At 44.4% G+C, this 11,501-nt stretch carries 12 protein-coding genes and 1 pseudogene; 9 read left to right on the top strand and 4 right to left on the bottom strand.

Going from position 1 to position 11,501, the window contains the following annotated elements; genetic code table 11:
- Entirely contained in the window at positions 1 to 1,236 is a 1,236-nt protein-coding gene (locus ACZ1GZ_RS08445; protein WP_472668061.1) for an MFS transporter, read from the top strand.
- A gap of 208 nt (positions 1,237 to 1,444) precedes the next feature.
- Positions 1,445 to 3,583, top strand: coding sequence for a sodium-translocating pyrophosphatase (locus ACZ1GZ_RS08450; RefSeq protein ID WP_472668062.1), 2,139 nt, complete (start codon positions 1,445 to 1,447; stop codon positions 3,581 to 3,583).
- Positions 3,584 to 3,668: 85 nt separating this feature from the next.
- On the opposite strand, the gene ACZ1GZ_RS08455 is transcribed toward ACZ1GZ_RS08450, so the two are convergent.
- Complete coding sequence (locus ACZ1GZ_RS08455) at positions 3,669 to 4,211, bottom strand: outer membrane protein assembly factor BamE (protein WP_472668063.1); 543 nt, start codon at positions 4,209 to 4,211, stop codon at positions 3,669 to 3,671.
- Between the two features lie 196 nt (positions 4,212 to 4,407).
- Here ACZ1GZ_RS08455 and ACZ1GZ_RS08460 point away from each other — a divergent pair.
- The 7 genes and pseudogenes from ACZ1GZ_RS08460 to ACZ1GZ_RS08490 all read left to right on the top strand — a co-directional run bounded on the left by ACZ1GZ_RS08460 (position 4,408) and on the right by ACZ1GZ_RS08490 (position 9,925).
- Positions 4,408 to 4,940, top strand: a pseudogene (locus ACZ1GZ_RS08460) (ubiquinol-cytochrome C chaperone family protein).
- 16 nt (positions 4,941 to 4,956) lie between these two features.
- Positions 4,957 to 5,532: a YceD family protein gene (locus ACZ1GZ_RS08465; RefSeq protein WP_472668064.1), complete on the top strand. Its 576-nt coding sequence runs from the start codon at positions 4,957 to 4,959 to the stop codon at positions 5,530 to 5,532.
- Between the two features lie 98 nt (positions 5,533 to 5,630).
- A complete protein-coding gene (plsX, locus tag ACZ1GZ_RS08470; RefSeq protein ID WP_472668065.1) occupies positions 5,631 to 6,707 on the top strand; it encodes a phosphate acyltransferase PlsX in 1,077 nt (358 codons plus the stop codon).
- On the top strand, positions 6,704 to 7,675 hold the full coding sequence (locus ACZ1GZ_RS08475; RefSeq protein ID WP_472668066.1) for a beta-ketoacyl-ACP synthase III: 972 nt from the start codon (positions 6,704 to 6,706) through the stop codon (positions 7,673 to 7,675). The genes plsX and ACZ1GZ_RS08475 overlap by 4 nt, the downstream gene beginning before the upstream one ends.
- Before the next feature lie 178 nt (positions 7,676 to 7,853).
- Positions 7,854 to 8,165, top strand: coding sequence for an integration host factor subunit alpha (locus ACZ1GZ_RS08480; protein WP_472668067.1), 312 nt, complete (start codon positions 7,854 to 7,856; stop codon positions 8,163 to 8,165).
- Positions 8,166 to 8,370: 205 nt separating this feature from the next.
- Positions 8,371 to 8,952, top strand: coding sequence for a MerR family transcriptional regulator (locus tag ACZ1GZ_RS08485; RefSeq protein ID WP_472668068.1), 582 nt, complete (start codon positions 8,371 to 8,373; stop codon positions 8,950 to 8,952).
- Between the two features lie 271 nt (positions 8,953 to 9,223).
- Positions 9,224 to 9,925, top strand: a complete 702-nt coding sequence (locus tag ACZ1GZ_RS08490) for a hypothetical protein (protein WP_472668069.1) — start codon at positions 9,224 to 9,226, stop codon at positions 9,923 to 9,925.
- Here ACZ1GZ_RS08490 and ACZ1GZ_RS08495 read toward each other — a convergent pair.
- The 3 genes from ACZ1GZ_RS08495 to ACZ1GZ_RS08505 all read right to left on the bottom strand — a co-directional run bounded on the left by ACZ1GZ_RS08495 (position 9,828) and on the right by ACZ1GZ_RS08505 (position 11,190).
- The gene (locus ACZ1GZ_RS08495) at positions 9,828 to 10,355 is read right to left on the bottom strand and encodes a hypothetical protein (protein WP_472668070.1); all 528 of its coding nucleotides are present in this window, start codon (positions 10,353 to 10,355) and stop codon (positions 9,828 to 9,830) included. The genes ACZ1GZ_RS08490 and ACZ1GZ_RS08495 overlap by 98 nt on opposite strands.
- Entirely contained in the window at positions 10,356 to 10,625 is a 270-nt protein-coding gene (locus ACZ1GZ_RS08500) for a hypothetical protein (RefSeq protein WP_472668071.1), read from the bottom strand.
- Positions 10,626 to 10,752: 127 nt separating this feature from the next.
- A complete protein-coding gene (locus tag ACZ1GZ_RS08505; RefSeq protein WP_472668072.1) occupies positions 10,753 to 11,190 on the bottom strand; it encodes a helix-turn-helix domain-containing protein in 438 nt (145 codons plus the stop codon).
- Between the last annotated feature and the right edge of the window lie 311 nt (positions 11,191 to 11,501).

Below are 11,501 nucleotides of genomic sequence, written 5' to 3' on the forward strand. Positions count from 1 at the left end.
ATGTCCAATGCTCCGGCTCAGCCAAAAGAAGATCTCGCGCTTGCAAAATATAATGCAGCAATACTTGGTGCGACCGTGGCTTTTACTGGCTCTATGGCACCGGTAGCTGTTGCAACTGGTGGATTGGCTGGGCATTACCTATTAGATGAAGACAAATCCTGGGCAACTTTACCTGTAATGGGTTTTAATCTGGGAACTGCATTAGGTGCATTTCTTGCAGCTTATCTTATGCGACGTGTTGGACGTAGAACCGGATTTATTGCTGGCGCGTGTCTTGGAATGTTGGGTTGTGCACTTGCAACGCTGGCCTTGTTAAACGGGCTATTTGTTATGTTGGCCTTAGGCTTAGTATTCATCGGTAATGGCATGGCCTTTTCCAATCAATATCGGTTTGCTGCTGCCGATGGAGCGCCAAAAGCATTTAAGCCACAGGCAATTTCTTGGGTGGCGATGGGCGGTATTTTTGCAGCGGTGATCGGCCCGCAGGTCGCCATTCAAATGGGCGGTTTTTTTGATCCGATCCCGTTCGCTGGAAGCTTTTTGGGTATCATACCGGTCTTATTGATTGGCATTTTTATCCTGAGCTTCCTGCGCATTCCAACTGAAGATAAACAGCAAGAGCAAACTGGTGAAGGCCACGATGAAAGACCACTAAAAGAGATCATCACGCAACCCAAATTCATGGTGGCCATGATGTGTGGCGTTGTATCCTTTGCTATGATGACATTTATGATGACGGGTACGCCTATTGCGATGATGATTTGCGGCTTTAGCCCGGATCAATCCACTCTGGGGATCCAGTGGCACGTATTGGCAATGTACGCACCAAGCTTTTTCACGGGTAAACTCATTACCCGTTATGGCGCTGATCGTATCACGGCAACGGGTCTTTTGATCATGATCATTTGCGCCTTTATCGGATTTATGGGCATCGAGCTTTGGAATTTTTGGTTAGCGCTTGTACTCTTAGGTGTCGGATGGAACTTTGGTTTTATCGGCGCGACCTCCATGGTTTCCGTCAGCTATCGCGCTTCTGAGAAAAACAAGGTTCAGGGGTTCCATGACGGGTTCTTGTTCTCCTTGGTTGCTTTATCATCACTGGCAGCAGGGCAGGTGCTCAACTATTGGGGGTGGCAAGTTTTAACGGCCATCTTATGGCCTGTATGTGGCCTTGCTTTACTTATATTGCTTATACATTCGGCAAAACAACGTCGTATAGACGCACATGCTTATTAAGATACACAGGTTTCCCAGCTACTAATTGTTGTGTCTACTTGTCTATATTTAGTGATTCTTTCTAAAATTTTAACGATTCAACTTGACCTTTTCACCTTGCTGTCCTTCACTGCGCGCATCACTGGCACTTTGCGGAGGAGGCAAACGCCATTTGTTTGAAAAGGGTGGGCTCTTTTTGGGCCTATAATCGGAGGAGGAATTTCCAAAAATGGGAATATTGTTATTAGTAATATTATGCGGCATCTTGTCGATCGTATATGCGGTCTGGGCAACGAAATCCGTACTTGCTGCTGATCAAGGCAATGAGCGGATGCGGGAAATCGCGGGTTATATCCGTGAAGGAGCTTCTGCATATCTAAATCGCCAATATACAACAATCGCAATTGTGGGAGCTGTGGTGTTTGTATTGGTTTGGCTCTTGCTATCAGCAACAGCTGCGATTGGCTTTTTAATTGGTGCGGTATTATCAGGTGTCGCAGGCTTTATTGGCATGCACGTCTCTGTTCGCGCCAATGTTCGTACAGCACAAGCATCTGCCAACAGCATTTCAGCAGGTCTTGATATCGCGTTTAAATCAGGTGCGATCACAGGCATGCTTGTAGCCGGCTTGGCGCTTTTGGGCGTTGCGGTATACTACTATATCCTTATCGGTCCGATGGGGCTTGGTACAGCGTCTCGCGAAGTGATCGATGCATTGGTTGCACTTGGATTTGGTGCTTCATTAATCTCAATCTTTGCGCGTCTCGGCGGTGGTATTTTCACCAAAGGTGCTGACGTTGGTGGTGACCTTGTTGGTAAAGTGGAAGCGGGTATTCCCGAGGATGATCCACGTAACCCAGCTACGATTGCTGATAACGTGGGTGATAATGTTGGCGATTGTGCTGGCATGGCCGCTGATTTATTTGAAACCTATGCGGTGACGGTTGTTGCGACCATGGTGTTAGCTGCGATCTTCTTTGCAGGTTCAGGTATCTTGGATAGTGTGATGCTCTACCCACTAGCTATTTGCGGTGGTTCAATCATTACATCCATTATCGGAACGTTCTTTGTTAAGCTTGGCCAAAATGGTTCCATTATGGGCGCGCTCTATAAAGGTCTCATCGTCACAGGTATTTTGTCTATCATCACACTTGGTGCTGCTACATCTTTGACCATTGGTTGGGGTGAGATCGGTGTTGTCGCTGGTAAATCTATTACCGGTACAAACCTATTTATCTGTGGTATTTTGGGTCTTGTCGTTACTGGTCTTATCGTTGTGATCACTGAATATTATACAGGCACAGATAAGCGTCCTGTAAATTCAATTTCACAAGCATCTGTAACCGGTCACGGTACAAACGTTATTCAAGGTTTGGCTGTATCGCTTGAATCAACAGCGCTTCCAGCGATTGTTATTGTGGGCGGTATTATCGCAACATACCAATTCGGTGGTTTGTTCGGAACTGGTATTGCTGTAACAGCTATGCTTGGTATCGCTGGTATGATCGTTGCGCTTGATGCATTTGGTCCAGTAACAGATAACGCTGGTGGTATTGCTGAAATGTCTAGTCTGCCATCTGAAGTTCGTCAGGCAACTGATGCGCTTGATGCGGTCGGTAACACAACAAAAGCTGTGACAAAGGGTTACGCGATTGGTTCAGCTGGTCTGGGCGCACTTGTCTTGTTTGCAGCTTACTCAAATGATTTGGCGTATTTTGCATCCAATGCAGAACAATATCCATATTTTGCTGATGTGGGCGAGATATCCTTTGATCTATCCAACCCATATGTTGTGGCGGGGCTTATCTTTGGTGGTCTTATTCCATATCTCTTCGGTGGTATTGCTATGACTTCCGTTGGTCGCGCAGGTGGTGCGGTTGTGGAAGAAGTGCGTGCGCAGTTCAAGGAAAAGCCTGGCATTATGGAGGGCACAGAAAAGCCTGATTATGGCCGTGCCGTGGACATGCTAACACGTGCTGCGATTAAGGAAATGATCGTACCATCACTGCTGCCTGTCCTTGCGCCATTATTCGTATACTTCGGTGTATTGATCATTTCAGGTTCAAAAGCATCTGCATTTGCAGCGCTTGGTGCTTCACTTCTCGGTGTGATTGTGAATGGTCTCTTTGTCGCTATTTCCATGACATCAGGTGGTGGCGCATGGGATAATGCAAAGAAGTCTTTTGAAGACGGCTTTATCGATAAAGATGGTGTGAAGCATGAAAAAGGTGGCGAAGCGCATAAAGCATCTGTCACAGGTGATACAGTGGGTGATCCTTATAAGGATACTGCAGGTCCTGCGGTGAACCCAGCCATTAAGATCACCAACATTATGGCACTGTTGCTACTCGCTGTTTTGGCACATTAAACCAACGAGTATAGATCAAAAAAGAAAAACCCCGTTGATAGAAATATCAGCGGGGTTTTGTTTTGAAACTTGGATTTTGAAGGGCTTAAAAACCAGTAGGGTTGCTTGGGCTCCCGCCACCAGTAAAGCCACCAAGCACACCAGCTAAGAAGCCACGCTCTGCACCACCTGTTGGGGTTGTGCGCGAGATCATGTCAAAGACTTTACCATCTTGAAGCGTATAATTCGCGAGACGTGATACCGTACCTTCGCCATCAAGATAGACAGCTAGTACGGATTGTCCGACCAGTTTGGTTTTTTGAAAAGCGAGCCCACGTTTGCGTTGTTGCGAAATATAATAAAAGACTTCGTTTGAATCGATAACCTGCGTTGTAGATGGTGTTCCCAATGACAAAAGCACTTGTTCACGGCTTGAACCAACAGGCGTCGCCTCTAAAGCCGTCTGATCAACAATATATCCCTGATTAAGCACCTGGGATGTATTGCAAGCACTCAGCGCAGTGGCAGCCGCTAAAAGTGTCAGTCCTGCAACAATGGATCGCGGGCGGAAAGAATAGCGTTTTGGATCCGCTTGACCGATAACTCTGTTCAACAACACTGCCTCCTTCAGGCAAAAACGCTCACACATATTAAAATATTCGAGCTTTTGGTAAACCAGCTTGCAAGGTTATGCAAGATTTCAAAGGTTGTATGTGCAATAAGTGATTATTTTATGGCAATCAAAGCAATTTATAACTATGTATCCACTCTTAGGCTCTTCGGCTATCTTATAAGCATTAAATAGTTAATATTAATGAGCCATATTCGGTTTTTAAGGTATATAAATGATCCTCAATCTGTTTCGAAAAAAAGATCAAATAGCGCTATCATCAAAAGACAGTATACAGAACTCACAGATGCAGCCCGCCAACTGACGTTCTATCGTGATATGAATGTGCCCGATACAGTGCTGGGACGCTTTGAAATGCTCTCCATTCATATGATGTTATATCTTCGCGCAACCAAAGATAAGGGTGAAGCGGTTGAGGGCTTAGCTCAAGATATTATTGACGCATTTTTTGAAGATATTGATCATTCCATTCGGGAGCTTGGCATTGGTGATGCAGGCGTACCCAAACGTATGAAAAAGCTAGCTGGGATGTTCTATGGTCGCGCTGATTCTTATGGTAAAGCCATCGAAAAAGATGACGTTGAGGAACTCAATGTCGCTTTGATCCGCAATTTGTTTCCAGAAAATATTGAACAAGCACCAGATATGTCAGAATTAGGCCGTTATTTAATTGCAACAAATAAAGCGCTCTCTGTTCATAATGTTGAAGAGATGGCGCAAGGTAATTTAAAAGTCGCAAGAGCTTAGAAAGCAGAATATCACCATGCCAGAGCGGACAAAAGAGTATGATGAAAATATACCATTTTCATTTCCGGTCAAAGTAGGTCACGTTGCTTCAAATGCGGTCACGATCACAATCGAAGCGGATGAGACTGAGCGAGAAGACCTTGCAAAGTTATGGAATATTCTTGGTGTGGATGCCTTAAAGGCTGATGTGAGATTAAGCCGATGGAAACGCGATGGCATTCGTGTAGCGGGTACGTTTCGTGGTGAGCTAAAACAAAAGTGCGTTGCATCACTTCAACCCATTTCGACATTGATCGAGGATGAGTTTACCGCTCATTTTGTGCCTGAAACGTCAAAACTTGCGCGCCGAGATGATATTCAGGATGGTGAAATTATCATTGATGTCGACGGGCCCGACATTCCAGACACATTTACTGCAAATACCATTGATATTGGCGAAGTCGTTGCAGAATATGCCGCGCTGGTGATCGACCCTTATCCGCGAGATCCTGATGCCATTATCGATGATAAATTTCAAGTTTCGGATATAGAAGATGATAAGGCTCCGTCTCCTTTTGCTGCACTTGCATCAATTAAAGACGAATTGAGCTGAATTATATTCCAATTTGGCAAGAATAAAGTTGTACAGGGCGCAAAAATGGTTATTTTCGGCGTAATTTTTAAGGATTGGCAAATGCAAAGGATTGCGAGTTGACCACAATCTCAATTGATTTGATGGGCGGTGATCACGGCCCTTCTGTAATTGTAGCTGGGGCGGCAATTGCATTAGAACGTCATCCTTCAATTAAGTACCAGATGTTTGGACTTGAAGAAGAATGTCTGCCGGTTCTGGATGAATACCCGGCTGTCAAAGCCGTCTCCGAGTTCCACAATTGTGAGCTTGCCGTTACAATGTCAGATAAGCCCAGCCAGGCGCTTCGCAAAGGTCGCAAAAGATCAACAATGTGGCAGGCGATTGAAGCGGTCAAAGTTGGCCAGGCAGATGTATGTATTTCCGCCGGTAATACGGGTGCGTTGATGGCCATGTCAAAATTTTGTTTGCGCACAATGGCCAATATCGAACGTCCGGCAATCGCTGCTATTTGGCCGACCATTCGCGGTGAGAGCATTGTCTTAGATGTGGGGGCTACACTCGACGCCGATGCACAACAGCTGCTCGATTTTGCATTAATGGGCGCTGCTATGGCACGTGCTTTATTTGGCGTTGAGAAGCCTACGGTTGGTTTATTAAATATCGGTGTTGAGGAAATTAAAGGCCAAGAAGAGGTTAAAGAAGCGGGACACCTGCTGAAAGAGTCCGAATTTTCTGGTCTGGACTATGCCGGCTTTGTTGAAGGCGATGATTTGGGTAAAGGCACAGTTGATGTGGTGGTAACTGAAGGATTTGCTGGGAACATTGCGCTTAAAACGGCGGAAGGTACCGCGCGCCAAATCGGTGAATATTTGCGTGCTGCAATGTCGACAACATTCATGGCTAAAATTGGCTACTTATTTGCCCGACAGGCTTTTGCCCGTTTACGTCAGAAAATGGATCCAAGCCGCGTGAATGGCGGTGTGTTTTTGGGGCTCAATGGCGTAGTGGTAAAAAGCCACGGTGGTGCAAGCGCGCAAGGATTTGCCGCAGCGGTTGAGATGGGCTTTGATATGGCTCGAAATGGCTTGCAGAATAAGATTGAAAATGATCTGGACCAATATTATACCCGTGGTCCGGGCGCAGCTTCCATTGAAGCTGAAACAGATACAAGTGAGGGGCCAACAGCTTCATGATTCGTTCAGTTATCACAGGATTCGGTCACGCATTTCCAAAGCGTGTTGTAACCAATCAGGAGCTTGAAAAAACCGTTGATACCAATGATGCATGGATTGTACAAAGAACGGGTATCAAACAACGTCACATAGCAGGTGAAGGTGAGACCAGCGCAAGTTTAGGTGAAGCAGCAGGACGCAAAGCAATGGAACGCGCTGGTGTAACTGCTGATGATCTTGATATGATCATTGTCGCCACAACAACGCCTGACAATACCTTTCCTTCAACAGCGGTCAATATTCAAAATCGTCTGGGTATGAGGCATGGCGCAGCGTTTGACCTGCAAGCTGTGTGTTCGGGCTTTATTTTCGCGCTAACAAGCGCGGATATGTATCTGCGAAGCGGTCAAGCCAAGCGCATTTTGGTCATTGGTGCGGAAACAATGTCAAAGCTGATTGATTGGGAAGACAGAACGACATGCGTTTTGTTCGGCGACGGTGCAGGTGCAGTTGTGCTTGAAGCACAAGAAGGCCGCGGGCTGACTTCAGATCGTGGTATATTATCGGCGCATCTTCGTTCTGACGGGTCACATAAAGATAAGCTATATGTCGATGGTGGACCTTCCACCACACAAACTGTCGGGCATCTTCGCATGCAGGGCAGGGAAGTGTTTAAACACGCAGTTGGCATGATCACAGATGTGATTGAAGATGCATTCGCCGCAACGCAAATGGATGCTGAAAGCATTGATTGGTTCATTCCCCATCAAGCAAATAAACGTATTATCGATGCATCAGCAAAGAAATTGAATATCGATCCATCTAAGGTCGTGATCAACGTTGATCAAACTGGAAACACCTCGGCGGCGTCTATTCCAATTGCCTTATCTCAAACTGCAGAATCAGGTAAGATCGAAGAAGGCCAAACAATTTTGTTGGAAGCCATGGGTGGTGGTTTTACCTGGGGTGCGGTTTTACTCAGGTGGTAAAATCCAACTTTGGGTTATGGTGTTTTTAGATGTGAATGATATATTCTTCTAAAAACAGCAAGAATGTAGCATAATTATTTCATAACTAAACTAATCCCGACAAATGCTTGACGATACAGGATAAATTGTCTTAAATCTGATGTGAGGGATGTGTTTTTTATCAGAACGGGTGGCACAGATGAGTGGTAAAACGGTTACAAGAGCAGATCTAGCAGAGGCAGTTTTCCGCCGTGTTGGATTGTCCCGGACAGAGTCGTCTGACCTGGTCGAAATGATTATTGACGAAATCTGCGATTCCATCGTTCGCGGTGAAACTGTAAAAATGTCGTCATTTGCGACATTCCAGGCGCGCGATAAGACTGAGCGGATTGGACGTAATCCGAAAACGGGTGAAGAGGTACCCATTACACCTCGCAAAGTAGTTTCCTTCAAAGCGTCTAACGTTTTAAAGCAGCGCGTACTAAAATCTCACCAAAAACGCAAAAGCTAGCTGTTTATACAACATTTAGTATATGGACCTGATCCGAGCCTTTGGTTAGGGTGCCTTTAGTTCAATGCGTAAACTTCCAATTTTGCTTAAATGCGTAAGCCGGAAGCAAGTTTGAGTGAATAGTGTGTTGGGGGGTACAACGTCGTTAGGGCAATAAAGCGAAAATAATCGCATGCACTAGCGTTCCATCGCTTGGGAGAGTTTAGTGGATAAGTCACCAGATGCCTTTCGAACCATTTCGGAAGTAGCTGAAGAGTTGAGCTTACCGCAACATGTGTTGCGTTTTTGGGAAACAAGATTTTCACAAATCAAGCCTATGAAACGGGCTGGTGGGCGCCGTTATTATCGGCCTGATGATTTTGTCTTGCTACAAGGCATCCGCCATCTTCTTTATGATCAAGGATATACAATTAAGGGCGTACAAAAGCTCTTAAAGCAAAATGGCAATCGCTATGTGATCGCTATTGGTGCTGGCGACACAGCTGCTGCAGAAGCCATTTTAGCTGCAAAAGAAGCTGAAGAAGATGAAACAATGGTAATGCAAGGCGCCCGGGAAGTATCCGCAGCACCGCAAGTAGAAGCTCCTGAACCTAATCACATCCTTGGAAAGGCTAAAGCACCTTCATCATTGCGTTTCTTGCAGCGGAAAAAGGATGAAGATGTTCAAGCAAATACAACACCATCTGTAGGTTCAAACAAAGCGCTTGCCGAAGAAGACAGGGCACTACTACAAGAGGCGCTTTATGATCTTCTTGAGTGTAAACGTCTGCTTGATCAAACACGATAATCTATCGCGTGTATCAGCCAAATTCTATATAAGTTGCTTCACACTGTGTAAGTAGATCTATCTGCTTACTATTTTGTTTTTAAATAACTATTTTATATTTTTCGTTGCAAGGGATAAGAATCCTTGGTTTTAAAATTAAAGGATTTTTATCCTTTGATAAGCGCAACCATAGGTCAAAACTGTCACATAATTTTCTTGCAACCCGCATATTGATTTCACAACTTTTCTATTATTCGGTGTAGTTCTTTGTGGTTCTATTGAGGAATTTATTATGAGCGAAAACATATTGGACAGACATTCAGACTTGGTTATTTCAGCATCAATTATTTACACTGCAAAGGAGATTTCAGCCTTGGGGTATAAAATTGTTCAGTCGAGCGATTTTTCCACGTTTAAACAAATTTGCAAAATGCGCGATGATCGTATGTTAACTGAGCAATGTGATGAGGGGAACTTTGACTTTACCAGTGGCAATAGTTTCTCATTGGTACTTTATGATGAGCAAGATAAGCTGGTTGCTACAATTGCAGCACGTAAAGATTGTTTGGGTCGCACGAGCCTTGCACAATTGCTCAGCAAGCAATATCCCCGCATTTTAGGTGGCAAAACGGGATCTGATCATGCGCCGCGCGCGCATGAAATTGTTGGGGACGTGGTTTACCAAGGTGATTTCTGGATTGCGAAGAAGCACAAGGTGAGGGGATTGGGACATTTACTCCCCAGACTCTCTTTGTTGATCTCTTTAAGCCGCTTTCGGCCGGATTTTTGTTATGCAGTTGTCGCACCGCGTATGGCCGAAGCATGGCTGCCAATTAAGTCTGGTTATGCTTGCTGTCAAACGCAGTTAATCGATTGGTCAGTGGTACCAGACGGGACTAATGAAAATTTCGCCCTGGTTTATTCGAATTTGAGCGATCTTCAACATTTAGCTTACGGCGTTTATGCTCGATCTGAATTGGCATTGGCAGCATGACAAAAAACGATGGTTGCATACCAATTTCAGTTCTGACAGGCACAATCAACCGGCGGTAAGTTCCTTTAACGTCTTTGGTATCAAATTCCACGTGATCAAAGTTAAAATCATTCTGTAATGCTTTGAAATAACCTTCTGCAGAAGGTTGTTTATGGTTTTTGATCGGAGATGCTTGAGATAATCGAATATTATCTGCCCATTGATTGCCAAACACATCCCTTGCTGCTGATTTCTTGCCAATTAAATAAAAACTTGGCGGTTGATCAGTGGTGAGGTCTGTGTGGGTAAAGGTTAAATAAGGAGACATTTCAACAAGAGCGTGATCCATGACAGCATGGCCCCTTTTGGACCATTCGTAAAGCTCAATCATCAAATCAGGTGTATCTGCTTTGAGGAGCTCTTTCTCGTTCATGGGATGAATGCGGCTCATCTAGTGTTTTGTCTCCGGCTGTGGGCGCGCTTTGTTAAATGCTGCGGCCTCAAGAAGTTCTGTTAACTCATTTTTCTCATCATCAGACAACAAATGGTCTGCAATGAAAATGTTTTTTGCATGATCTTTAGGTTCATAACCAATGTAAAGCAATGCAATTGCTAAACATGAATGTAAATTACACTCTTCAATATATGCTAAGATGCGACGATAGCGTTCATCATCGTCAATTTTGGGTGATCTTGCGATTATGGTTGAAATATAATCCACGGTTTTGGCTTTCTCTTATGGGTGAAATTACGCGAAACAAAAACACAGGTCTAGAAAAATATCACTTATATTAAACCATGAATTGTAATTGAGAAACGATTTAAACGCAAATGTTATAAAGCGAGCATTATTCAGCTGCCGGAGCCTCGCCATCGGGTGGAATATGATGCACTTCCAATGGGGCAAGATTGTTTATTTTTCGAAATATTTCTTCATAATGAAAAGCAATCATTTTGCATTCATCTTCTCGCGTTGGTTTTGAATTTGTAAAAACGATCACCTTTTTAGTTTGCTCCATCGCTTCTTCTAAAATCTTTGGATCAACGGTGAAATTGCGCTCTATTTCTTCTTCGTTAACATCTTCAATACCAAATAGGATCCATTGCGCCGACTTACCCAAAACCTTTGCAAGTTTCTCAGCACTAGCGCCCCGGGGCTGCCTTTTGGGGTTTTTTGCAAGCTCTCGCAAATATGAGGGGTCAAGATCCGCAAGTTTAGAAGCTGTTGTAGGCTTCATCCCCATCTCATTTAGCCGTTCAAATATGCGTTCATATGGTGTTTTCATAGCAATATTATGAAGGATTTTAATCCCTTTTGCTAGGGATAAAAATCCCTTATTGGCACGAAATCCCCTTATTCTGAGCTGTATCAACCATAATACACGTAAAAATAGAGTGTCTGAGTTGCGCTATTGTGGGGTGTGTTGCGATGTGCTAGCATGTCTTTGCTTATGGGAGCTAAGCGAACAAAAATATTTAATCTGACTGATGGGTGCGCTGAATTGGAAAAGGGCTTTTGTTCGCGCCCTTGTATAAAAAACGCTTGCGATTAATTGCCCTGTAATTTAGGGATCAGAACAAGTCGGAGCGTAGCGCA

The organism is Lentilitoribacter sp. JB5-8, assembly GCF_055693385.1.